The organism is Mesorhizobium sp. P2_A8 (assembly GCF_056404935.1).
In genome coordinates this window covers 211,167-234,291 of sequence record NZ_JBFUDB010000003.1, presented here as the reverse complement: position 1 = coordinate 234,291, position 23,125 = coordinate 211,167, and the positions used below count along the sequence as shown (strand labels likewise).

21 protein-coding genes and 1 pseudogene are annotated in these 23,125 nt (G+C 59.4%); 19 read left to right on the top strand and 3 right to left on the bottom strand.

What is annotated here, in order from left to right; genetic code table 11:
• Positions 1-29 precede the first annotated feature (29 nt).
• The 9 genes from AC1D10_RS10680 (at position 30) to AC1D10_RS10640 (ending at position 9,673) form a co-directional block, all read left to right on the top strand.
• A complete protein-coding gene (locus AC1D10_RS10680) occupies positions 30-1,523 on the top strand; it encodes a sugar ABC transporter ATP-binding protein (protein WP_477271354.1) in 1,494 nt (497 codons plus the stop codon).
• An 8-nt stretch (positions 1,524-1,531) separates the two neighbouring features.
• Positions 1,532-3,001 carry an aldehyde dehydrogenase family protein gene (locus tag AC1D10_RS10675; protein WP_477271352.1) on the top strand — a complete coding sequence of 490 codons (1,470 nt, stop codon included), beginning with the start codon at positions 1,532-1,534 and terminating at the stop codon, positions 2,999-3,001.
• Positions 3,002-3,009: 8 nt separating this feature from the next.
• Positions 3,010-3,852 (top strand): Cof-type HAD-IIB family hydrolase, encoded by an 843-nt coding sequence (locus tag AC1D10_RS10670; RefSeq protein WP_477271350.1) that lies wholly within the window; start codon positions 3,010-3,012, stop codon positions 3,850-3,852.
• The gene (locus AC1D10_RS10665; protein ID WP_436251445.1) at positions 3,840-4,835 is read left to right on the top strand and encodes an ABC transporter permease; all 996 of its coding nucleotides are present in this window, start codon (positions 3,840-3,842) and stop codon (positions 4,833-4,835) included. Before AC1D10_RS10670 ends, AC1D10_RS10665 begins: the two co-directional genes overlap by 13 nt.
• Positions 4,836-4,918: 83 nt before the next feature.
• Positions 4,919-5,866 (top strand): substrate-binding domain-containing protein, encoded by a 948-nt coding sequence (locus tag AC1D10_RS10660; RefSeq protein ID WP_477271347.1) that lies wholly within the window; start codon positions 4,919-4,921, stop codon positions 5,864-5,866.
• A gap of 66 nt (positions 5,867-5,932) precedes the next feature.
• The gene (locus tag AC1D10_RS10655; protein ID WP_477271345.1) at positions 5,933-6,895 is read left to right on the top strand and encodes a dihydrodipicolinate synthase family protein; all 963 of its coding nucleotides are present in this window, start codon (positions 5,933-5,935) and stop codon (positions 6,893-6,895) included.
• A 3-nt stretch (positions 6,896-6,898) separates the two neighbouring features.
• Positions 6,899-7,675: an enoyl-CoA hydratase-related protein gene (locus AC1D10_RS10650; protein ID WP_477271343.1), complete on the top strand. Its 777-nt coding sequence runs from the start codon at positions 6,899-6,901 to the stop codon at positions 7,673-7,675.
• A gap of 77 nt (positions 7,676-7,752) precedes the next feature.
• A complete protein-coding gene (locus tag AC1D10_RS10645; protein ID WP_477271341.1) occupies positions 7,753-9,366 on the top strand; it encodes a GMC family oxidoreductase in 1,614 nt (537 codons plus the stop codon).
• A gap of 19 nt (positions 9,367-9,385) precedes the next feature.
• A complete protein-coding gene (locus tag AC1D10_RS10640) occupies positions 9,386-9,673 on the top strand; it encodes a hypothetical protein (RefSeq protein ID WP_477271339.1) in 288 nt (95 codons plus the stop codon).
• 304 nt (positions 9,674-9,977) lie between these two features.
• Here the strand turns inward: AC1D10_RS10640 and AC1D10_RS10635 are convergent.
• Together AC1D10_RS10635 and AC1D10_RS10630 are read right to left on the bottom strand one after the other, a co-directional pair.
• Positions 9,978-10,259, bottom strand: a pseudogene (locus AC1D10_RS10635) (3-keto-5-aminohexanoate cleavage protein); the annotation flags it as partial.
• Between the two features lie 572 nt (positions 10,260-10,831).
• Positions 10,832-11,860 carry a LacI family DNA-binding transcriptional regulator gene (locus AC1D10_RS10630; protein ID WP_477271337.1) on the bottom strand — a complete coding sequence of 343 codons (1,029 nt, stop codon included), beginning with the start codon at positions 11,858-11,860 and terminating at the stop codon, positions 10,832-10,834.
• 339 nt (positions 11,861-12,199) lie between these two features.
• On the opposite strand from AC1D10_RS10630, the gene AC1D10_RS10625 reads away from it, so the two are divergent.
• The 9 genes from AC1D10_RS10625 to AC1D10_RS10585 all read left to right on the top strand — a co-directional run bounded on the left by AC1D10_RS10625 (position 12,200) and on the right by AC1D10_RS10585 (position 20,177).
• Positions 12,200-13,165, top strand: a complete 966-nt coding sequence (locus AC1D10_RS10625; RefSeq protein ID WP_477271335.1) for a substrate-binding domain-containing protein — start codon at positions 12,200-12,202, stop codon at positions 13,163-13,165.
• 98 nt (positions 13,166-13,263) lie between these two features.
• Positions 13,264-14,319, top strand: a complete 1,056-nt coding sequence (locus tag AC1D10_RS10620) for an ABC transporter permease (protein WP_477271333.1) — start codon at positions 13,264-13,266, stop codon at positions 14,317-14,319.
• Between the two features lie 11 nt (positions 14,320-14,330).
• Positions 14,331-15,155 carry an ATP-binding cassette domain-containing protein gene (locus AC1D10_RS10615; RefSeq protein ID WP_477271331.1) on the top strand — a complete coding sequence of 275 codons (825 nt, stop codon included), beginning with the start codon at positions 14,331-14,333 and terminating at the stop codon, positions 15,153-15,155.
• 89 nt (positions 15,156-15,244) lie between these two features.
• Positions 15,245-16,246: a Gfo/Idh/MocA family oxidoreductase gene (locus AC1D10_RS10610; protein ID WP_477271329.1), complete on the top strand. Its 1,002-nt coding sequence runs from the start codon at positions 15,245-15,247 to the stop codon at positions 16,244-16,246.
• A complete protein-coding gene (locus AC1D10_RS10605) occupies positions 16,243-17,202 on the top strand; it encodes a sugar phosphate isomerase/epimerase family protein (RefSeq protein WP_477271327.1) in 960 nt (319 codons plus the stop codon). Before AC1D10_RS10610 ends, AC1D10_RS10605 begins: the two co-directional genes overlap by 4 nt.
• Position 17,203: 1 nt before the next feature.
• Positions 17,204-17,977, top strand: a complete 774-nt coding sequence (locus AC1D10_RS10600) for a TIM barrel protein (RefSeq protein WP_477271325.1) — start codon at positions 17,204-17,206, stop codon at positions 17,975-17,977.
• A 37-nt stretch (positions 17,978-18,014) separates the two neighbouring features.
• Positions 18,015-19,016, top strand: coding sequence for an inositol 2-dehydrogenase (gene iolG / locus AC1D10_RS10595; RefSeq protein WP_477272078.1), 1,002 nt, complete (start codon positions 18,015-18,017; stop codon positions 19,014-19,016).
• A gap of 416 nt (positions 19,017-19,432) precedes the next feature.
• Entirely contained in the window at positions 19,433-19,732 is a 300-nt protein-coding gene (locus AC1D10_RS10590) for a MurR/RpiR family transcriptional regulator (protein WP_477271323.1), read from the top strand.
• A 250-nt stretch (positions 19,733-19,982) separates the two neighbouring features.
• Positions 19,983-20,177: a hypothetical protein gene (locus AC1D10_RS10585; protein ID WP_477271321.1), complete on the top strand. Its 195-nt coding sequence runs from the start codon at positions 19,983-19,985 to the stop codon at positions 20,175-20,177.
• Between the two features lie 442 nt (positions 20,178-20,619).
• Here AC1D10_RS10585 and AC1D10_RS10580 read toward each other — a convergent pair whose 3' ends face one another.
• On the bottom strand, positions 20,620-21,441 hold the full coding sequence (locus AC1D10_RS10580; RefSeq protein ID WP_477271319.1) for a helix-turn-helix domain-containing protein: 822 nt from the start codon (positions 21,439-21,441) through the stop codon (positions 20,620-20,622).
• A gap of 104 nt (positions 21,442-21,545) precedes the next feature.
• On the opposite strand from AC1D10_RS10580, the gene AC1D10_RS10575 reads away from it, so the two are divergent.
• A complete protein-coding gene (locus tag AC1D10_RS10575) occupies positions 21,546-23,108 on the top strand; it encodes an ABC transporter substrate-binding protein (protein ID WP_477271317.1) in 1,563 nt (520 codons plus the stop codon).
• Positions 23,109-23,125 lie beyond the last annotated feature (17 nt).

Genomic DNA, 23,125 nt, shown 5'->3' with positions numbered 1-23,125 from the left:
AACGATTTCTCGGCTTGGGAGACGACGTGATGAAGGACCCAGTTCTCGAAATGCGCGGCATCCACAAGCGCTTTCCGGGTGTCTATGCGCTGAACAATGTCAGCTTCGCCGTCCGCAAGGGAAGCGTGCACGGCGTCATCGGTGAAAACGGCGCGGGCAAGTCGACATTGATGCGCGTCCTGTCTGGCGCGTTCCTGGCCAACGAGGGTGAAGTGGCCATCGACGGAGATGTGGTGGCTGCGCCTACGCCTGAGCGGATGCTCGAGCTCGGAATCGCGGTCATCTATCAGGAACTCGCCCAGGCTCCGCATCTCACAGTGGCTGAAAACATCTTTATCGGTCGCCTGCCGAAAACGCGTCTGGGCACGATCGACTGGCGCCGGGCGAAAGATGCAGCTCAGGATGTGCTCGACAGGCTTGGCTTCCGTGTCGATCCGGCAGCGCGCATAGACACGATCAGCGTCGCGCAGCGCCAGATGGTGGAGATCGCCAAGGCGATTGCCCGCGAGGCTCGCATCGTGGTGCTCGATGAGCCGTCCGCTGTTCTGGGCGACGCCGAGCTTGAGCATCTTTTCAAGACGATCAGGCGGCTGAGCAGCGAGCACGGCGTTTCGTTCATCTACATCACCCATCGCCTGAAGGAACTCTATGAAATCTGTGACGAGGTCACCGTGCTGCGGGACGGCCAGGTCGTCGCCTCGATGCCGCTTGGCCAGACGACCACAGCCGATCTCATCCGGCATATGGTTGGGCGCGAACTCAAAGACGTGTTTCCACCGCGCTCCCTGCCCGGCGACGAGATTCGTTTAGACGTACGCAACCTGTCGCGGGCCGGCGTGCTGAAGGATATCTCCTTCAATGTCAGGCGCGGCGAGATTGTCGGCATTTGCGGCCTTGCCGGTGCGGGCCGGACCGAGGTGTTGCGCGCCATCGCCGGCGCCGATGCGCTCGAGGGCGGCGAAATCAGGATCGACGGCCAATTGGTCGCCATCGACGGACCGCGTCGCGCACTTGCGCACGGCGTCGGCCTGCTGCCGGAGGATCGCAAGACCGAGGGGCTCTTCCTCGACCAGTCGGTCGCATTCAACGTCACCGTATCCCAGATGGCGCCGTTGACCCGCGGCGGCCTGATCAGTGGCTGGCGCGAACACGAGGCTGTCTCCCGGTTCATCCAACAGATGCGCATCAAGACGCCGAGCCCCAGCACCAGGGTCCGCACGCTGTCGGGCGGCAATCAGCAGAAATGCGGCATCGCCCGTCAACTGCATGCGGGGACGGAAATCCTTCTGGTCGACGAACCGACGCGCGGCGTCGACGTGGCAGCCAAGCGCGAAATCTACGACCTGCTCGCCGAACTGACATCGAAGCGCGGTGCAAGTGTCGTGATGGTCTCGTCGGAATTGCCGGAAATCCTTGGCCTCTGCAATCGCATCATCGTCATGCGCGAAGGGGCCATTTCGGCGGTTCTCGAGGGCGAGGGCGCGACCGAGGAAACAATCATGGCGCATGCGGTTTGGCAGTGAGGAACGACATGAGCACGCGCAGCTATCAACAATTCATCGGCGGGCGGTTTGTCGACGGTTCAGGCCCCGGCTCAATCGAGCGCCGGTCGCCGGCCACAGGTGACCTGGTCGCCCGCTATTGCGATGGCACGCCCGAAGATGTCGATCTTGCCGTCGAGGCGGCGCGCATCGCATTTGAGGAAGGGCCGTGGCCGCGTATGAGCGGCATGGAGCGCGCCGAGGTCCTGAACCGTCTTGCCGATTTGATCCGCACCAACCGCGATCGGCTGGTCAGTATTGAGGTCGAGGAAGTCGGCAAGCCAGTTCGTTTTGCACGCGGCGATATTGACGGTGCAGCCGACCTGACACGCTATGCAGCTTCGCTAGCCATGCAAATGGCGGGCCTGACCTACACGAACATCGGCGATGGCAAGACGGCGCTGATCAGCCGCGAAGCAGTGGGCGTCGTGGCGCTGGTCACGCCATGGAATTTCCCGGCGCTGATCCTGTCGCAGAAAGTCCCGTTTGCTCTCGCTGCCGGCTGCACTGTGGTGCTGAAGCCATCGGAGTTCACGTCAGGCTCAGCCTTCGAGATCGCCGCGCTTGCGGCGGAAGCGGGCGTGCCGGCTGGCGCCTTCAATGTCGTTAGCGGCTATGGCGCCACCGCCGGCGACCACCTGACCGGGCATCCGGGCATCGACTTCGTTTCCTTCACCGGTTCGACGCGCACCGGCAGCCGTGTCGTCGGCAACACGTCCCGTCATCTGGTCAAATCCTCGGTCGAACTGGGCGGCAAGTCGGCCAATATCGTCTTTGCCGATGCGGATCTGGAAGCCGCGGCGGATGGCTCGTTGATGGGCGTGTTCTTCAACAATGGCGAGTGCTGCGTTTCGGGGTCACGGCTGTTCGTACAGTCGTCCATCGCTGACGATTTCATCGCCAAGGTGGTGGCGCGCTCCCGCAAGATGAAGGTCGGCGATCCGTTCGACGACGACACGGATGTCGGCGCGCTGATCGACCACAATCATCTGGCCAAGGTGACCGGCTTTGTCAAAAGCGGGATCGAGGAAGGTGCCCAACTGGTACTCGGCGGCGATGTAGCGGCAGGAGCGGTCGGTCATTTTCACGAAGCGACCATTTTCGACCGGGTCGAGCCGCATATGACCATCTTCCGCGAAGAGATCTTCGGCCCGGTGCTCAGCATCACACGGTTCGATACGGTGGATGACGCGGTGCGGTTGGCCAATGACACTGCCTATGGCCTGTCCAACTACATCTGGTCGAAGAATATCGACACGGTCCTGACCGTCGCCAAGCGGTTGAAAAGCGGCTGGGTGCAGGCCAACACAATCATCGACGGCGCCCCGCAGCTGCCGCTCACCGGGGTGAAGGGATCGGGTTTCGGCTACGAGATGGGCCAGGCCGGCTTTGAAGAGTTCACCCAACTCAAGACGCTTCTCATTCAGACCGGGGCGCGCGCTCCGGTGTTTCCGGTCTGAGGCGGGTCATGACCATTCCGCGCCTTATCGTCACCGATGTCGACCGCACCTTGCTGACGCACGACCATGTGCTTCCGCAGCGTGTCGCCGACGCTCTGCACGTGGCACGAGCGGCCGGCATCATGATTGTTCTGGCAACGGCGCGCTCACCGCTCGGGCTAAAGCCCTATGCGGAGAACCTTGGGATTGCGGGCCTCGCTATCTGCTTCAACGGTGGCTGGATCGGTAATGTCTCGACCGGCGTTGCGCTGTCCGAGCAGCGGATTGGCCGCACCGATGCGCTTCAGACCATGGCCACGGCGCAAGCGGCGGGCGTTCGGCCAATGTGGTTTACCGGCCACGCCATTTACGCACTTGCCGAAGACCCGATCATCGTACGCGAAGCCGGCGTGACCAACGCGCCTTTGATCGTGGCGAAGGCGCTGGAAGACCTGCCGGGGGAACCGGGCAAGATCATGTGTGTCGCCGCGCAGCCCACAGACCGTGAAGCCTTTGGAGCTCTCCGCGTGCAGCTTGCCGGGTGCCTGTCGGTATCGGGATCGCATCCACGTCTGCTCGAGATCGGTCCGCTCGGCATCTCCAAAAAGACCGCCATCGCGACCGTTGCGGCTGAGCTCGGAATGGCCGCGCAGGACTGCGCCGCCGCCGGCGACGCCGAGAATGATCTCGAGATGCTGGCCTGGGCCGGAACGGCGGTCACGGTCGAAAACGCGGTCCCGGAAGCCAAGCGGCTCGCGCATTTCGTTGGACCGTCCTGCGACGAGGGCGGGCTGGCCGATGCGGTGGCCTGGCTGCTGCAACGGCAATCGACCCTCGCAATGGCAGACGGGAGGAAGGAATGGCTGAGATGACAACGGGACAAGGATTGGCGTCGATCCGGCCGGGGTCGGTGGGTCGGTTGCGAGGCTGGGCGCAAAGCCTTGGCCTGCTCTGGGTCCTGATCGTGTTGTGCGCTTTCGCGGTGTATCTGTCGCCGAGCTTCATCCAGACCGGCAACATGTTGAATGTCGGCCGCCAGGTGGCGCTGTTTGGCATCGTCAGCGTCGGCATGACCTTCGTCATACTGACACGCGGCATCGATCTCTCCGTTGGATCCATCGTCGGCGTCGTCGCGGTTGCCACAGCGCTGATGCTCTCATCTGGCGTTCCAATCCCGTTGGCGATGATCGCGGCGCTGGGGATGGGAGCCGTGTTCGGCGCCATCAACGGAGCTGGCGTCGTTTTCTTCGGCATGCCGCCCTTCATCATGACCCTCGGCACGCTGGTGATGGGGCGCGGCATTGCCATGACCATCGCCAACGGCGAGCCGAAGACGCTTGGCGATGCTTCGGATGCTTTCTCCTATCTGGGCAGCGGTTTTCTCTTCGGCATTCCCGTACCGATCTGGATCTTCGTTGCCATAGCCGCCGCGGCTTTCGTCGTCCTGCGACACACGCCTTTCGGTCGCCAGATCTACGCGGTCGGTTCAAACACCGAGGCGGCGCGGCTTGCCGGCATCAACGTGCCGCGCGTGCTGATGTCGGTCTACGCCATCTCAGGAGTGCTGTCGGCGCTGACCGCCCTGGTTTTTGTCTCGCGGCTGACCGTTGGTGAGCCCACCGCTGGCACCAATCTCGAACTCGAGGCCATCTCGATCGTCGTCATCGGCGGCACCAGCCTGTTTGGCGGCGAAGGTGGCGTCATCGGCACCGTGATCGGCGCCGCAATCATTGCCGTCATGGCTAATATATTGAATTTGCTAGGTATATCGCCATTCACGCAGCAGATCGTGAAGGGCGCCATCATCATCGCTGCAGTGATGTTCGAGGTCTACCGTCACAAAAGACGGTCCTGACATCCATGCGCGGCGGCACTTACCAGACGGGCAGGCCATCGCGCTTTGGAGCCTGAAATGAAAAACAATGGAGGAGTGAAAAAATGACCAGTCGCAGACATTTCCTACGCACCACTGCCCTTGCCGCCACCCTGGTACTGGGCGTCATGATGCCGGGTGCGGTCTTGGCTCAGGACAAGATCAAGATCGGCTTCAGCCAAGGCACCATGAACCATCCTTGGCGCGTCGCCATGGTTGAGGGCAACAAGAAGTACGCGGCCGAGCATTATCCGGATGTCGATCTTATCGTGACTGACGGCAACAACGATGCTTCCAAGCAGGTGGCAGACGTCGAAAGCCTGATCGCGCAAGGCATCAAAGTACTGATGATCTCTCCGCTGACGGAGCAGGCACTGACGCCGGTCGTCAAGGAGGCAATGGACGCGGGGATCAAGGTTGTGACTCTCGACCGCAAGGTCAACACGCCCGTCACCGTCCATGTCGGCGGCGAGAACCTGCCGCTCGGCGTCGGCGCGGGCGAGTTCCTTGCGAAGAAACTGAATGGCAAAGGCAACATCATCGAGTTGCAGGGGACGGCGGGGGCATCGGCCACCATCGATCGCAACAAGGGGTTTGCGGAAGCAATCGCAAAGCACCCGGACATGAAGGTGGTCGCATCGCAGAACTGTGACTACACCCGCGACAAGGCGGTGAAGTTCATGGAAGACATGGTGCAGCGGTTTGGTCCCGGCCAGATCCAGGCGGTGTACGCGCACAATGACGAGATGGCACTCGGCGCGATCCAGGTGCTGGAGGCCGCCGGCCGGCTCAATGAAGTGGCGGTGGTCGGTATCGACGGCCAGGAGACTGCTTTCGAGGCGGTCAAACAGGGCAAGCTCGCCGCAACCTTCGTTTATCCATTCGTGGCGCCGGAAGGGATCGAGACCGCCTACAAGGTGGCGAAGGGTGAAGAGGTCCCGGAGACGATCACCTTGCCAACGGTCTCAGTGACCCCGGACAACATCGCCGACATGATCGGCAAGGGCTTCTAAGTCCTCCCTGGACAACGGGACGCCGCAATGGCGCGGCGTCCCGAAATTTCAGATAGGAACTGGATGATGAGCGATAAGAAACCGTTTGCTGCCCATGGCGTCATTCCCGCCTGCCTGATGCCGTTCACCGCCGATCTGGCTGTCGATGAGAGCGCCTACCGCAAGCACCTCGCTGACGTCTCCTCGGTCGAAGGCATTTCCGGCATCACCATCAATGGTCATGCGGCAGAAGTGCACGCGCTCACCATCGACGAGCAATACCGCGCGATCGTGGTAACCAAGGATGTGTTGCAGGATCAGGTTCCGACCATTGTCGGTGTCTACACAAACTCCAGCCTCGAGGCCGCGCGCATCGCTGCTTATGCCGCGCGGGAGGGTGCCGACGCGCTGCTGGTTTTCCCGCCGGACTTCATGACGCTCGGTGGGCACCTGCGGCCAGAGATGATCGTCGAGCATCTGAAGCGCATTACCGAGGCGTCCAACCTTCCCATCATCCTGTTCCAGTATCCGCTGGCGTCGAACCTTGCCTACCCGCTACAGACATTGCTCGACCTCTGCCGTCGTTTTCCCTCGATCGTCGCGATCAAGGACCAGTGCGGCGATGGCAATTTGCATGAACGCCAGATCCGCGAATTGAAAGCTCTCGACCGTCCGGTCAACACCCTTACCACCCACAGCGCCTGGCTACTCGGCTCGCTGGCGCTTGGTTGCGACGGGCTCTTGTCGGGCGCCGGCAGCGTCATCGCCAGCCTTCAGGTTGCGCTGTACCGCGCCGTGCAGGCAAACGATCTCAAGGTTGCCAAGGCGATCAATGACCGCATCTATCCGACGGTACGGGCCTTTTATGACGCGCCGCTTCTCGACATGCACAATCGCATGAAAGAGGCGCTGGTGCTGCTCGGGCGACTGGACGAAGCTCATGTCCGGCCCCCATTGTTGAAGCCAAGCCCTGCCGAGATCGAGAAGATCCGGGGGCTGCTGGCCGAGGCTGGTCTGCGTTCGGAGACGCTTTACAGGAAGGTCGCCTAATCGATGATGGACCGCCACGTTCAGGCAGTGGAACCGGCGCCCGGCATCCGACTGCTGACGCTCAACCGGCCGGACAAGCTGAACGCGTTGTCCAAAGCGCTGCTAGGCGAATTGAGCCAACTGCTTGCTGGCTATGACGCCGACACAGAAGTCGGCTGCGTGGTGCTGACGGGTGCCGGTCGCGCGTTTGCGGCGGGCGCCGACATCTCTGACATGCTGGAACGCGGCGTCGCCTCCTACACCGATCCGGAGCGCCTGGCATGCTGGCGCGCCATAGAGGGCTTCTCCAAGCCGATTATCGCCGCCGTGAATGGCTATGCGCTCGGCGGCGGGCTGGAGCTTGCGCTTCTGTGCGACATCATCATTGCCTCGCAGGCAGCTCAATTCGCGACTCCTGAAATCAAGATCGGCTCGTTTCCCGGCGATGGCGGCACCCAGCGTCTGCCACGCCTCGTCGGCAAATCCTTTGCCATGCAGATGGTCCTGACCGGCGAAATGGTCAATGCGACCCTCGCCGAGCGCAAAGGATTGGTCAGCGAAGTCATGGCGGCCGACAGGCTCCTGCCACGGGCGCTGGAGATCGCCGCTGCGATCGCCGCCAAGTCGGTTGCCATCACGCCCTATGCCAAGAAGGCCGTTCTGGCGGCATTCGAAACCGAACTGCAAGGCGGGCTCGAGATTGAGCACCGGCTGACCGTCGAGGCATTCGGCAAGGAGGACCGGATTGAAGGCCTGCGAGCCTTTGCCGAGAAACGGGCGCCGGCCTTCAGGGGCAAATAGGACTGAGGGAGCAAGGTCCGCCCGGGTTTCGTTGCGCGGACGGAGAAGGTGCCTTCGGGCGCGAGTGGAGGCAGAATATGTGGGATTACATTATTGTCGGCGCGGGCTCGGCCGGTTGTGTGCTGGCAAACCGCCTGTCCGAGGATCCTGACGTCAATGTCCTGCTGCTGGAGGCTGGCAGCCGGGATTGGAATCCGATGATCCATATTCCTGGCGGCATCGGCAAGCTGTTCGGACCGGGCGTCAACTGGCGGTTCCACACGGTGCCGCAGAAGAACCTCGACAACCGCTCCATCTGGTATCCGCAAGGCAAGACGCTTGGTGGCTCGAGTTCGATCAACGCGATGATCTACATCCGATGCCAAAAGGAGGACTACGACAATTGGGCAGCACGCGGAAACGACGGCTGGGCTTATGAGGATGTTTTGCCCTATTTCCGTAAATCCGAGGACAATGACCGGCTCGCCAATCGCTATCACGGGCAGGGCGGTCCGCTCGCAGTTTCGGATCAGGTCGGCCCGCACCCATTGACACGGGCCTTTGTCCGCGCCGTGCAACAATATGGCCTGCCGTTCAATCCAGACTTCAACGGCGACACCATGTACGGCGCCGGCTTCTACCAGGTCACCTGTCGCGATGGCCGCCGCCGCTCGTCCGCCGTCTCCTATCTGCATCCCGTCAGCAGACGGCCCAATTTGACGGTCAGGACACATGCCCGGGTTACAAGGATCGTTGTCGAGAACGGCCGCGCCGTCGGCGTCGAGCTTTCCGAGGGCAAATCGCGGAAGGTGCTGCGGGCCGAAAGCGAGGTGATCGTATCGGCAGGAGCCATCAACTCGCCCCGCCTGCTGATGCTGTCCGGTATCGGACCTGCCGACGAGTTGAAAGCTCTTGGGATCGCGCCAATCGCCGATCTCAGCGGTGTCGGTCGGAACCTCCAGGACCATCTCTGCACCAACGTCCATGTGACGCTCAAGGATCCGATCAGCTATGACGGCCAGGATCGCTATCCCAAGGCGCTCCTGCACGGCATTCGCTGGCTGCTCTATCGCAATGGCCCTGCCGCCTCGGTCATCGTCGAGGGCGGCGGCTTCTTCCAGAGCGAGGGAGCGAAGCGGCCCGACCTTCAGATTCACATCGCGCCAGCGATGGTGGTGCGCGGCGGCCAGACGCGGCTCGACGGACATGGTTTTACCATCAACTCGACATTCCTTCGGCCACGTAGCATCGGCTCGGTGAAGCTGCGCTCATCGAACCCCGCCGACGAGCCGCTGGTCGACCCCAACTATCTATCCGATCCCTACGATCGCGGCATGGCGCTGAAATCTGTGCGGATCATCCGCGATGTGCTGGCGCAGAGCGAAATCGCCAAGTTCATCAAGGTCGAAAGATTGCCTGGGCCGAACGCCAGAACCGACGAGGATCTGATGGCCTATATCAGGCAATATGCCTGCTGCGACTATCACCCTGTTGGCACCTGCAAGATGGGCGTCGACGAAACCGCAGTCGTGGATCCCGACCTGCGCGTGCGCGGACTCGACGGTCTGCGGGTGATCGACTCATCGATCATGCCGGTCCTGATCAGCGGCAACACCAATGGGCCAACGATGATGATCGGCGAAAAGGGCGCCGATCTGGTCAAGGGGGTCCGGTCTGCACATGCCCGCCACGTGATCACAGCAGTAGCGTAAGTCTTCGGAGACCAGGCCGATGCAATTTCTTGTTTTGTCTCGCCGCCGAACGGACCAGTTCAGCAACGCGGATTTCGAACGGCTGGTGCCCAGCGAGGGTGCACAAGCCCGCCATCTCTATAGCATCGGCTTCACGCGCCAGATCTGGCATCGCGGCGACATGCCCGGCGCTTGCCAGGTGGTCGAGGCAATGGGTGAAGTTCACAAGAAGCTGGGGACGCTGCCGCTGGCGAGGGCAGGGATGCTCGATTTCGAAATCGTCCCACTGAAGCCCTACGCTGGTTTCGGTCTGGCTGAGCATGACTAAGCCGAAAGGTGCCTACTGGGCGCTAAGCAGTTGCATCCCCCGAGGGTGACTCGTGCTATCATGGCGTGCTCACAATGTCAGCATGGATCGTCCACCTGATAGTCTAGCCCCTTTTACCCAGTGCCGAAGCCCATCATTCACGACGCGAAGGGCAGCTTCGCGGCGCATGTCGGCCCTTGAGCAGGTCTAGCCGCATCCCAAAAGCCCACAGGCGAGGCGGCACGTTTGCACCAGTGGCGAAGCGGAGCCAAGGCAGCTTTTGACCCAAGTGGAAATTTCGCTTTTCGGTGACGTCGAACGGCAAGATCCTTGGCATGCCTATAGGCCGCAGTGTTCGCTTCTGGGCGGCAATGCGGAACGGCGCATTGGCCGCCCCATAGCCGCGATAGTCGCGACGCTCGACGATCTCGCAGAAGAAACCTTCGCTGTGGGTCTGGCTGTAGAGCTGGAAATAGTCGCCGCCCTAATCGCAATCGAACAGGATGTTTCGGGCTCGCAACCCGTTGGTGAATTCAGGTTCGAGCCCGAGGCGAGCTTCGAGATCGTCGTAGTAGTTCGGGGAAATCTCCAACCGCCCAGATCGCCTTCGCGGTATTGCCCCGGCCCCGGCGGAAGGTCGAGTGCGTCTAGATAGAAATCCCTGTCCCCTCCTATCTATCTAGCCAGCGACCTCGGAACGACTGAACGGCCTCTCTGCTACTTTGGGGGTGCCGCCTTTTCCCGCGGCAGTTCGCGTGTGGGTATGCAGACGACGAGGATCGATTTGTCCCAGCGATCCAACTCGCCGCTCGGATAGTGGATTGCTTTGCCGATCTTGGCACGATCGCCCGATCCGCATGCAACGCTAGTTGCGAAGAGTTCCTTCGCTTACCTGTCCCGCGATAGCGAGCGATGACTTCTTCAGGGGTGACGTAGTTCGGGTCAGGCATGGGCGTTATAGATAGCAGAGGTGTGCAACAGCTTGTTGCACCCGCGACCCCGTCGGATCGAGACCTGTGGCGAATGCCGGCGCCGTCACTGCGGACTTCTCGTCGTGACCCGAAGTTGCCATTGAAGGGTTCAGGCGATGATAACTGCTTTGCGCCTCAAAGCGGACGTGAAGAGGTAGGTGCATCCCAGCCTGCCGTTTGGATGGCCAACTTAAGAGCCAAGTCGTCATCAAACGCTCTCCGGGCTGTACATATCGAATGGAAACGTGATCCTAAATACCCCGTTATCAGGACCTGCGTTCTTCGCTTTCACCAGGGTTGCAATAGTCTCTGATGCAAAACGCTCTATGGGGTGTGACAGGATCAGCGAAATCGTACCGTCTATCAAAGCAGCCCGCGTATCTTCAAAGAGTTCATAGCCTACGGTAACGAAGTCTTCCCGTTTTGGAGTAGCCCTGAGTGCGGCTATAGCACCTGTAACACCACCCCCTGAGATGAATAGTCCGCACATATCCGGATGGTCTGTCAGCAGCTTTTCGACATGTTCACGGGCAACCACGGCTGACTCGTAAGTTGGCAACGGTTCGAGCAGCGTGAATCCCGAATTATGTTCACGGAAGTAAGAACGAAACCCGCTTTCGTTCATTTCCTGGTTTCGCAATCGGTGGCTGCCCACAAGAATGCCTATTTTCCCCGGCTCTCTCACCATGCGGTCAAACGCCCATGCAGCGGTGCGTCCTACTTTCCAATTATCGAGCCCCACAAAGCTGATGCCTCCCTTGGACGTGAGGGGGCCGATAAGTGAAACGACCGGGACGCCGCTTTCAAGAACTGCGTCAATCGCGTCAGCAACGGCAGGATGCTGCGGCGCTACAATCGCAAGTGCTTCGCACCGCCCTCCGAGCGACTGAATATGTGCCGCGACTTTCTCCGGCGTGAGGTCTTCCATGTACTCGACCGTCAGATCGATATTGCAGGCAGGATGAACTTTCGCAGCTTGCGCAATTGAATCGCCGAGTAGGCGATAGAAGCGTCTCTCCCGTCGCTGCAGCAAAACCCCAACACGGTGAATCACCTCTTGTGCCTTCGCCGCCTCCTTGATGGTGCCAAGTCCATAGAAGCCGATTTCCTCAGCGGCTGCCAAAACGCGTGTGCGTGTATTGCTCCGGACCGATTCAGGTTCGGACAGTACTCGATTGACCGTTGACACGGATACACCTGCAGCTTTTGCCAAGTCTGGAATGGTTGGTCTCTTCATGTCAAAAATTCCATTACTCTGGTTTCGGCATCTCAAAAAATATCATCCATACAAGTTTTCGAAATGATTTGAGACGAAAATTCTGAAGCGATAGTAATCCAGATTGACCTGAACGATGTCAACGTAGCATTCATTACGCGTTGACGGTGCTCAGCGATCTAGGAGCCGTCAGCGCTTTGGGGGGAGGCCCAGCGCACAATTTGGACGAGGAGGCTCAACGTCGTTGTGTTGAGATCGCGGACCTGCGCGTGCCTACCGGGATCGGCCGCACGGCCAAAAAAAGGCAAAAAAGTATGTCGAGCCGCAGCCATGCGGCTTTAACCTGAGGAGGAATTCGACATGTCGTTCACCAAGAAAATCGCTACCGCAGCCATGGCATTCATGCTGGCATCCAGCGCTCAAGCGGGTGACACGGATATCGCCGTCATCGTGGGTTCGGCCCAAGATGGCTTCTGGAACATGGTCAAGAAGGGCGTCGATGATGCTTCGCTGATGGTCAAGGCTAATGGCGGCACCGTCAATTTCATGCAGACCCAAAACTATGACAACTTCGGGCCGGACCTCGCTTCGCTAATCGAACAGGCAGTAGCCCAGGGTGCTAAAGGCATTGCTATCCCGAACTGGCTTCCAGAATCCGAAACCCCTGCCCTCAAGGCTGCGCGGGAGAAGGGCGTGGTGATCATCTCTTTCAACGCTGGCCAGAGTGAGATGGATAATTACGGCTCGCTAAACTATTTCGGGTCGGACGAATATCTGGCAGGTGTTGAGGGTGGGAAGTATCTCGCTTCTCATGGCGCAAAGAAAATCCTTTGCCACATCCAGAACCCAGGTGCCGTAAATCTCGAGACCCGCTGCAAGGGCGTTCAAGACGGTGCGAAGAAAGCTGGCGCAGACACCTTCATCCTCCGTGTTCCTGCTAACCTTGACCAGGACATGAATGGTACCTCTGAAGCAATCAAATCCGAGCTGATCGCCGATCCGTCCATCGACGCCGTCATCACGCTCGCTGCATGGGCTGCAGACGCTGCCGCTAGCTCCATCGAACAGCAGAGCAAGACCGGCAAGATTGAGCTTGGCACCTTTGATATGTCGGCCTCGGTTCTGGATCGCATTTCAAAGGGCACCCAGACCTTCGCAATCGACCAGCAGCCTTATCTGCAGGGGTTCCTCGCAACCTCCATGCTGTTTGCAAACCTGAAGTTCGGCACTGCGATTGCGACGAAGCCGGTTCTGACTGGCCCCGCGATTGTCGACAAGACCAATGTTGCTTCGGCAATCGAAGGCGTCAAACTCGGCGCACGTTGAGGCTGGCCCGAGGCTGAGACCTGGCCGCTAACCTGGCCGGGTCTCATCCATGCTCCCTCTATGCAGCTTCGTCTGCGGCAACTGAGGATTTTGCTTCCATGACCGCCACAAACCTGAGAACCAGCACCGTTGAAACACCCGCCATCGAGAGTGAATCGGCCATTTCATCCATCAAGGCCTTTTTTCGCACCCCTGCCGCTGGTGCTTTCATGGGTTTCGTGGCTGTATTCATCCTTTTTGCGATGTTCGGATATAGCCGCAACTTTTTGTCCGTGGCTGGTGTAACTACGTGGGTGAACTTCGCGTCACTCATAGGAATGATTGCAATTCCGGTCGGGTTCCTGATGATTGCCGGTGAACTCGATATTTCAACCGGTGCTGTACTTCCCGCCTCCACGATGACAGTTGCTATTGTCTGCGAGCACTATCAGATGCCTGTGCTTGTCGGTGTAGCTGCAGCGCTTGCCATCGGTGCACTGATCGGCTTCATCAATGGATACATCGTAACCCACACGCGCGTGCCGTCGTTCATAGTGACATTGGCGACGCTCTTTGCAGTGGCAGGCCTCACGCTCTACCTGTCGATCTTCTTCATCAACAACACCAATTCCTTCTATCATGCGCCAGATTGGGCTAAATCGCTCTTCGGCGGGAAGGTATATGGCTTCAATTCTTCCGTCTTCTGGTGGGGTGGGCTTGTCGAAGCATTCGTCTTCTTTCTGCACTACTCTCCCAAGGGAAGCTGGGTCTTTGCTCTTGGTGGAGACCAAGAAAGCGCGAGAAACGCAGGTATTCCTGTAACCAGGATGAAGATTGCACTCTTCATGCTGTGTTCCATGTCGGCGACCTTTGCTGGCGTCCTTCAGGTGATGACATTCAGCTCCGCAACGTCTCAGGCCAATTTTGGCCTAATCTTCAACACCATTATCGCCGTGGTCGTAGGTGGCGTTCTCCTCACGGGTGGTTTTGGTACTGTAATGGGCATTGTCTTCGGGGTGCTCACCCTTTCCATTGTTACCCAAGCTATTGGTTTCACAGAGATCGACAGAAACCTGTCTTTCCTAATTATCGGTGTCATGCTTTTGATCGCTGTCCTGCTCAATGACACGTTTCGTCACTTGGCCACCAGCTGGTCGACGTTCAAGAAGAAATAGGGAGAGCGGCAATGTCCGATAAGAAACCCGTTCTCGAGTTTCGAAGCGTCGACAAATCGTTTGGCCATATTGATGTTCTGAACGATATCAGCCTCAAGGTCGGTGAAGGTGAAGTGCTCTGCCTGCTCGGCGACAACGGCGCGGGTAAGTCGACGCTCATCAAAACGCTGTCTGGTGTCTATCAGCCGACGCGTGGCGAAATTCTGATGGATGGTCAGCCCGCACTGTTCTCCAGTCCCCGTGAGGCTCAGGAACGCGGGATAGCTACGGTTCACCAATTCGGTGGGACATATCCATTGATGTCCATAGCACGTAACTTTTTCATGGGTTCGGAGCCGACAAAGGGTTGGGGACCGTTCAAATATTTCGACCGCAAAACCGCCGCTCGAGTGGCAGTTGCAGAGATTCAGAAAATGGGGATCACACGCATCAACGACGGTAATCGTTTGGTCGGTGGCCTTTCCGGAGGGGAACGCCAGTCGCTCGCGATTGCCCGTGCTGTCTATTTCGGAGCTCGTGTTCTCATTCTTGACGAGCCGACGGCAGCCCTCGGCGTCAAGCAGGCTGCTCACGTACTGCGTATCGTCAATGAAGCTAAGCGTCGTGGCCTGGCGGTTATTTTCATCACCCATCAGGTGATGCATGCCATGGCAGTGGGCGATCACTTCGCAGTGCTCATTCGTGGTGCAATTGCAGCTGACTTCCGCAAGGGGGAAAAGACACGCGAGCAGATCGCTGATCTGATGGCCGGTGGTGAATCCATGGCGAGTCTCGAAGCCTCTATTGAAGGCTATATGGAGACCCATGACGGTCTTCCGCCACCCCCCGCTCACTGAGTGAATATGGGCATAGCCGCCAGGTAGCGGAATTTGTTGAATGGAAAGCGGTTGGGCTTTGTACCAACCGAACGCAAGGAGTTTGTCCAATGGTGCGTGTAGCAGTCATTGGTGCAGGGCTGATGGGCGCTGACCACGCCAGGATCGTCGTGGAGGAAATGCCGGGCGCGTGCCTTCAGGTGGTCTGCGACATGGATGAAGTCCGCGCTCGCAAGGTGGCCGATGCCCATGGTGCGGCAGACGTTGCAAGTAATCCGGAAGCCGTGATTGCCCGTGCCGATGTGGATGCGGTGATCGTCGCGAGCCCGGACTTCACTCATGCGCCTCTGTCACTCGCCTGCATCAGCGCGGGAAAGAAGGTGCTCTGCGAAAAGCCCCTATCGCAGTCCCCGGCAGAATGCCTCTTGGTCATGCAGGCCGAACAGGAATCTGGTCAAAAGTTCGTCCAGCTCGGCTTCATGCGGCGCTACGACCAGTCCTATGTCGAGATGAAAGAGGCAATTGAAAATGGCACGCTGGGCCGAGCCCTGATGATGCACAACTTCCACCGCAATGTGGAAACGCCAGCCTCCGACTTCACCGGCGCCATGGCAATCACCAATTCCGCCCCGCATGAGTTCGACGTCGTGCGCCATCTACTTGGCACCGAATATGCCTGGATCTCTGCCTTCCAGCCGAAGCGCTCTGATCGACGCGTCGCCCCCGTCTTCATGGTCCTCGAAACCGTCGATGGCCAGCTCGTCAACATCGAGATCAACAACAACGCTGCGTACGGCTACGACGTGCGTGCCGAACTCGTGGGCGAGCAGGCGAGCATTTCCATGAGCCATGTCGCTTATACCCATCTCGAACGCTCGCTTGGCGTCCACACCGGCTACGATGCTGATTGGCGAACCCGCTATTTCGATGCCTATCGCCGCCAGAACCGCGCCTTCCTACGCTTCGTCGACACGGACGTGTTTCCCGAGATCGCATCAAGCTGCTGGGATGGCTATGCCGCAGCAGTTGCCGCCGAGGCAGGCGTAACGGCACTCGCTTCCGGGCAGAAGCAGGTCGTCACCATGATTTCCAAGCCGGAGTTCTACGAATGAAACTGGGTTTTGTATCTGACAGCCTCGGCGGCATGCCGCTCGACGACCTTCTCGACAACGCTGCACGCATGGCCGTCTCCGGTATTGAGGTCAACACCTGCGGCTGGTCGACCGCACCGCATTTCGATCTCAAATCCATGCTGGGTAACCCGGTCGCGCAGAAGGACTTCCTCAAGGGCTTTTCAGATCGTGGGCTTGACGTGATCAGCCTCAATGCTAATGGCAATCCGCTTCACCCGTCCGATCCGGCTCAGGGCGAAGGTCTGAAGAACACCATCCGGGTCGCAGGCGAGATGGGCATCAAGACGGTCTGCACCATGTCTGGCCTGCCTGCGGGCAATCCGTCCGATACCATGCCAAACTGGGTCGTCTCTTCCTGGCCTCCGGAAACGCAAGCTATCCTCAAATACCAGTGGGAAGAAAAACTCTTCCCGTTCTGGACCGAGATCGTGGCGCTAGCAAATGAATGCGGTGTGGGAAAGATTGCGCTCGAACTGCATGGCAACCAGTGCGTCTACAATGTGCCGTCGCTCCTGAAACTCCGTCAAGAAGTCGGCCCCGTCGTTGGCGCGAACCTCGATCCCTCGCACCTCTTCTGGATGGGAGCCGATCCGCTGATAGCAGCCGAGGCATTGGGGGAGGCCGTCTATCACGTCCATGCCAAGGACACATTCCTGAACGCGCCCAAACAGGCAGTGACCAGCCTCCTCGAAAACGGCAACCTGACCGACATTCCAGCCCGCTCCTGGTCATACATCACACTCGGCTTCGGCCACAGTGAGAAGTGGTGGCGACAGTTTTGCTATCGCCTGAAGATGGCTGGCTACGACGGCTGGCTTTCAATCGAGCATGAGGACGTGCTTCTCAACTCACTTGAGGGCCTCGAAAATTCCGTGGCCCTTCTCAAGGGCGTCATGCCGGTTGCATCGGCCGATTTCAAACTGCAGGAAATCTAAGATGAGCTTCCAACTTGCCGCTTGCGCCGAAATGCTCTGGCGCGACAAACCAATCGAATGGCGGGCAAGCCGCCTGAAAGAAATGGGCTTCGGCGTCGGCCTTTGGAACTGGCCCGCCTGGAATCTTGATGCGCTTGAAAAAACCGGTGCCACCTTCACTATCATGAATGGCTATCTCGAAGGTCGGCTCACCGATGCAGAAGGTTGTGAGATGCTTCTGGCGTCTGCCAAGGAAACAGCGAAGGTCGGCAAGCGACTCGGTGTCCACCGCCTCAATCTGCATGGCACAGGGCTTGGCGACATGGGCATTCCGATCCCGAAGATCGGTGCCTTCGCGCCGGGCAAGGAACAGCGGGCTCGCGATACACTCAACCGCATCTGCGATCTGGCAGAAGCCGGGGGTCAGGTCTTCACGTTAGAAAACCTCAACCCAATCGATCATCCCGGCTGCCCCTTCGGCTCGACGGCAGACGTGCTTGCGCTCGTTGCAGCCGTCAACCGCCCGCAACTGCGAATTAACCTCGATCTCTACCACACCCAGATCGGTGAAGGTGATCTTATCCGCTGGTGTGAGGCCTGCCTGCCCTGGATCGGGGAAGTTCAGGTGGCTGATAATCCCGGCCGTTGCGAGCCGGGCACGGGCGAAGTGAACTGGCATGGCGTCGCAAAAGCCCTGAAATCCATGGACTACGCGGGGCCGGTCGGTATGGAAGCCTTTGCCTCCGGTGATCCGGAAGCTGCACTCGAAGCCTTCCGCACCGCTTTCACTATCTGAGGTTGTTTTCCTGAGAGGATCATCCGTGTCATCCACCATCCTGAACGTCGGCCTTTTAGGCGCAGGCCGTATTGCTGGCGTCCATGCCACCGCCATTTCCACCAATCCCGGCAGCCGCCTTGCGGCTGTCTCCGACATCAATCAGGCCGCCGCTGAGAAGATCGCGGCCCAGTATGGCGCCGAAGCCCGTTCGACCGATGCGATCCTCAATGATCCCGCCATCAATGCCGTGCTGATTGCCACCTCCACCGATACCCATTCCGACTTGATCGAGCGGGCGGCGGCAGCGGGCAAGGCCGTGCTTTGTGAAAAGCCTGTCGACCTCAGCCTTGCAAGGGCACAGGCTTGTCAGAAGGTGGCCGCCGCTACCGGCAAGCCGGTGATGATAGGCTTCAACCGCCGTTTCGATCCCAACTTTTCGGCTCTCAAGGCAGCAGCCGACCGTGGTGAAATCGGCAAGACGGAAATGCTCTCGATCACCTCTTTCGACCCCGCGCCGCCGCCGATCGCCTATATCAAGGTTTCGGGTGGTCTTTTCCGCGACATGATGATCCATGATTTCGACATGGCTAATTTCATTATGGGGACAGCGCCGGTCTCCGTCTCGGCGGTGGGTACATCGATTGTCGATCCGGAAATTGGCGCGGCAGGCGACGTCGATACCGCCGTCGTGACCCTTGCCTATGCGGATGGCCGAATCGCCGTCATCAAGAACAGCCGCCGAGCCGTCTATGGTTATGACCAGCGGCTGGAGCTTCTCGGCTCCGAAGGGCTGCTACAGGCGCAGAACATGTTGGAAAACACCTTGGTCAAGTCCACGACTTCCGGAGTCACGGGCGCAAAGCCCACCTATTTCTTCCTCGAACGCTATATGCCCGCCTATGCGGCGGAATGGGCAGCATTTGTCAACGCTGTGAAGACAGGCTCGGCTCTGCCGGTCAACCTTAATGATGGTGTCGCAGCACTCGCCATGGCGGAAGCTGCAACCCAGTCTGCAAAGAACGGATTCCCCGTGAAATTGGCAGAGGTTCTTGGCTGACCGTTCAGAGAAGCAAAATCCTCCTCCTGTCCGATCTAGACTAGCGGCGCCCCGAACTTCGGATCATGCCGCCGCATACTTACTGATTTACCGGAGGATGGTGCACGCGAAGGACTTGATCAACGAGCTGCTGCAATAACAGGTACCGGCCGCAGGATATCAGCTTCAACGATGGTGCGGACGGGAAAGTTCGCCATCCGAAGGGACGGGTTCGTAGACTTCGATCCGGTCGTCCGCCTTGTGCGGATTGTGCCGGATGGCTCGTCGTCGAAGCGGGCGTGACCCCGCGATCGCGCCTCCGAGAGAGTACATAGCGCAGGCCTGTGTTCCATCCAGGCAAAGTTCAGGGGTTAGATGTCAACCTCCGACGGCCCTTCCCAATAAGTCATAGCCGAACATGCATCGGAAGCACAATCATGAGCACGGAAAAAACCATTCGAAACCCGACGAACATCGCCGAGCTAAAGGATATGATTGTAGCAACCAGGCTTAGCCTCCCAGAGCGACAGGAGCGCGTCGCACGCACGGCTCTCGCCCATCCGGAAATTGTAGCATTCGGCACCGCGCAATCGCTTGCGGACCGATGCGGAGTGTCGCCCTCAACCGTGGTCAGAGTGGCCACTGCTCTCGGGTTCGATAACTTCAGGGAGTTCCGACAGGTTTTCCGTCAGCACATCCGGGAGATTTCGATACGAGCCGCGGACACCCTATGCTGACAGGAAAGCCGCAATAACCGCCACAATGAAATGAGTTCCATAGATCATCGTTATCCAACGTGAACCTAACCGATGATCGGTCCTTGGTTTGACCGCCTTTCAAGGCGGGCATCGCTCACTTTCGCAGTGGTACCCAATCGGAAATAGAAGATTAGCTCGCTGAACATCGGCTTTGCGCCCTCCTTCCCCGCCGGGAACGGGCATCCCAGCCCGAGTAAGAGGCGGCCTGCTGGCGATTCGACCCCCCTTCGTGGATGACGCGCTCGCGGTCAATCTGCGTGGAACTTTCTCTCTGACCCAGAGCATCGCACGCCGGATGGTAGAATCAAAAGCCGACGACGGCCGGACCCGGTCGATCGTCGTGATCTCGTCGGTCAGCGCGGCGATGGCGTTTGTCGAACGCGAGACCGTTGCTTGTCCGAAGCAGCGCTGCCGGTGCTCGTAAACCTGTTCGCAATAGGGCTCGCACTACATGGCGTCGGCGTATAGGAGGTGCGTCCCAGCATCATCCGTACACCCAAGACGGCAGGGGCCACCTCTGACGCGCTGATAGAGGATGGTCTGAACGCAGATGGGGAGGGGCCGAGGATGTCTCCCGGATCGTGCGCAGGCTAGTCGGTGGCGATTTTGTGTTTGCGACCGGCTCGGTTGTCCACGCCGATGGCGGGCTTTCTCGATCGCGACTTTGAGTTCCATACAGCGGATATCTACTCGCTACCAACTGACCAAGAGCTTTAGAAATTCCGGTTGTAAAACGACTGGGTCTCCGGTTTGCCTTGACAACAAAGGTCAGCCGGGATTCCGGTAATTTTCGGATCGGCCGCTCGACATCATGCGGGGCTGCGCTCCGGATCCGGCTCACGCAATGAGCCGCACCGTGTCGCGGCTCAGGGAGGCGCTCGGCGATCCGGTCTTGGTGCCTGCACAGGCGCGGCGGCAACCGGCTGTGCCTCGGTCAGGAAAGACAGCACGGCCGCGGGCAGCGCTGCGGAATTGGGCGCATAGATGCCGCAACGCGATATAAGACTCCTCTTGTTGACGCGTTTCCCCAGATAGTGCCAGACGGTGCGGGTGGCGTAGGGCAGATTGTTGGCTCGCCACGATATGCCCATAGTAATGCCCCGCAGGTAACGCCGCTGGTACGTTTCGAACGGCATGAGGATCGTCTGTCCAAAGGTTGGGGCCTCGCCGCGCGTCAGTTCCGTCAGGAAGATGCGCTGGTGCCGATACGCCGCGAGCCCGACGTACCGTGAACGCTGCACGATGCCGTTTTCGGTATCTTCGATGCGCTCAAGCGTGGAAACCAGAACTTGTCCGCCATTTTCGCGCAAGTGAGCGCAGGCGCAGACGATCCGGTCAGGCCAGGACAGCGATGTGTGCCATGCCTGGTAAAATCCGAGATAGGGTTCGAGTGCGTGCAGGTCGCCGGGAAAGGCATCCGCTAGCGGGCCTGTAAGGTCGGCGTGTCGGCGCCGCTCGCCCAATTTGCTGCGGAACACGCCCGGAGGAAGGTCGAAATCGGCTGGTTCGAGGCCAAAGGCTGCCGCGATCGTCAGGAGATTATGGGCGGAAGGAAGGGCTCCCGCATTGAGGTAGCGGTTGAACTGCTGCCGGTTGATACCGATGGTGCGGCATAGATCGGATACCGATCTGCGCGTGCTGCAGGCAAGTTTCAGGTTGCTGCTGAAATTGGCCCATGGCTTGCTCATGGAGACAGTATAAACTCGCTTAAAAACGCTTCAAGCGACGAAATTGCGTTGCCGCGGGCTCTGCCTAGTATCGGCCACAAGCCTTCACTCCAAAGGGGAACCCAATGAGCGCTCCCAGCAGGTTATCGAGTCTTTCACGCCGTGATCTTCTTCAAGCGGGGGTGGCTCTGGGCCTTGTCGCAGCCGCAGGCTCGCTGGTGTCACCGGCCGTGGCGCAAACGCCAGTGCGCGGCGGACAGTTGCGGCTGGGGCTCGATGGCGGCGCCTCCGCCGATACGCTCGACCCGGCCCTGGCGTCCTCCAGCGTCAATTTTGTGATCGCGCATTGCTGGGGCGATACGCTGGTCGAATCCGATCCCAAGACGGGCGCGGCGGTCCCCTCGCTGGCCGAATCCTGGTCTCCGTCGGCCGACGCCAAGGAGTGGACCTTCAAGATACGCAAGGACGTTCGTTTCCACGATGGCAAGGCATTTACTGTTAGCGATGCAGTCGAGACGTTGCGCCGCCACGCCGGAAAGAAATCGCAATCGGGCGCACTCGGCCTGCTGTCCGGGATAGACCGCATCGAGGAACGGTCGGGCGACATGGTGGTGACGCTGAAGGAGGCCAACGCTGACTTGCCGCTGATATTTACGGACTACCATCTTCAGATCCAGCCAGGCGGTGGCGTGGAAAAGCCGGCGGCAGCGATCGGCACTGGCCCCTACAAGCTGGTTGCGTTCGAGCCGGGCATTCGCGCCGCTTTCGAAAAAAACACCGACGACTGGCGCCAGGATCGGGGCTACGTCGACAGCGTCCTTATTACCGTGATGAACGACCTGACCGCGCGGACCAGCGCCTTGCAGTCCGGTCAGGTCGATTTCATCAGCACCGTCGGACCCAAGATCGTGCCGTTGCTGAAGCGGGTTCCGGGCGTCGAGATCCTGCGCACCTCCGGCAAGGGGTTCTATTCCTTCCTGATGCATTGCGACACCGCGCCCTTCGACAACAATGATCTGCGTCTGGCGCTCAAATATGCGATAGACCGCGAGGCTATCCTCAAGCGGGTTCTGGGCGGGTTCGGCACCATTGGCAATGATTACCCGATCAACGCCAACTATGCGCTCGCGCCCACCGATATAGAGCAGCGCAATTACGATCCCGACAAGGCAGCATTCCACTTCAAGAAGTCTGGCGTTCAGGATGCAATCCTGCTGCGCACTTCCGAGGCGGCGTTTCCCGGCGCGGTCGACGCGGCCCAGCTTTTCCAATTGAGCGCGGAAAAGGCCGGCATCAAGATCAATGTGCAGCGCGAGCCGAGTGACGGCTACTGGTCGGAAGTCTGGAACGTCAAGCCGTTCTGCACCTCCTTTTGGGGTGGTCGTCCGACGCAGGATGCGCGCTATTCCACTTCCTACGTTTCCAACGCGGAGTGGAACGACACCCGCTTCAGGCGGCCCGACTTCGACAATATGGTGGTGCAGGCGCGCGGTGAACTGGACGAGACCAAGCGGCGCGTACTCTACCGTGACATGGCGCTCATGGTGCGAGATGAGGGCGGCTTGATACTGCCGGTATTCAACGACTTCATCAACGCCTGCACGAGCCATCTCAAGGGTTTTGTTCCCGATATTGGCAATGACTTTTCCAATGGCCGCATCGCCAGCCGGGTCTGGCTGGAGGCTTGAACCCTGGAATTGATCGC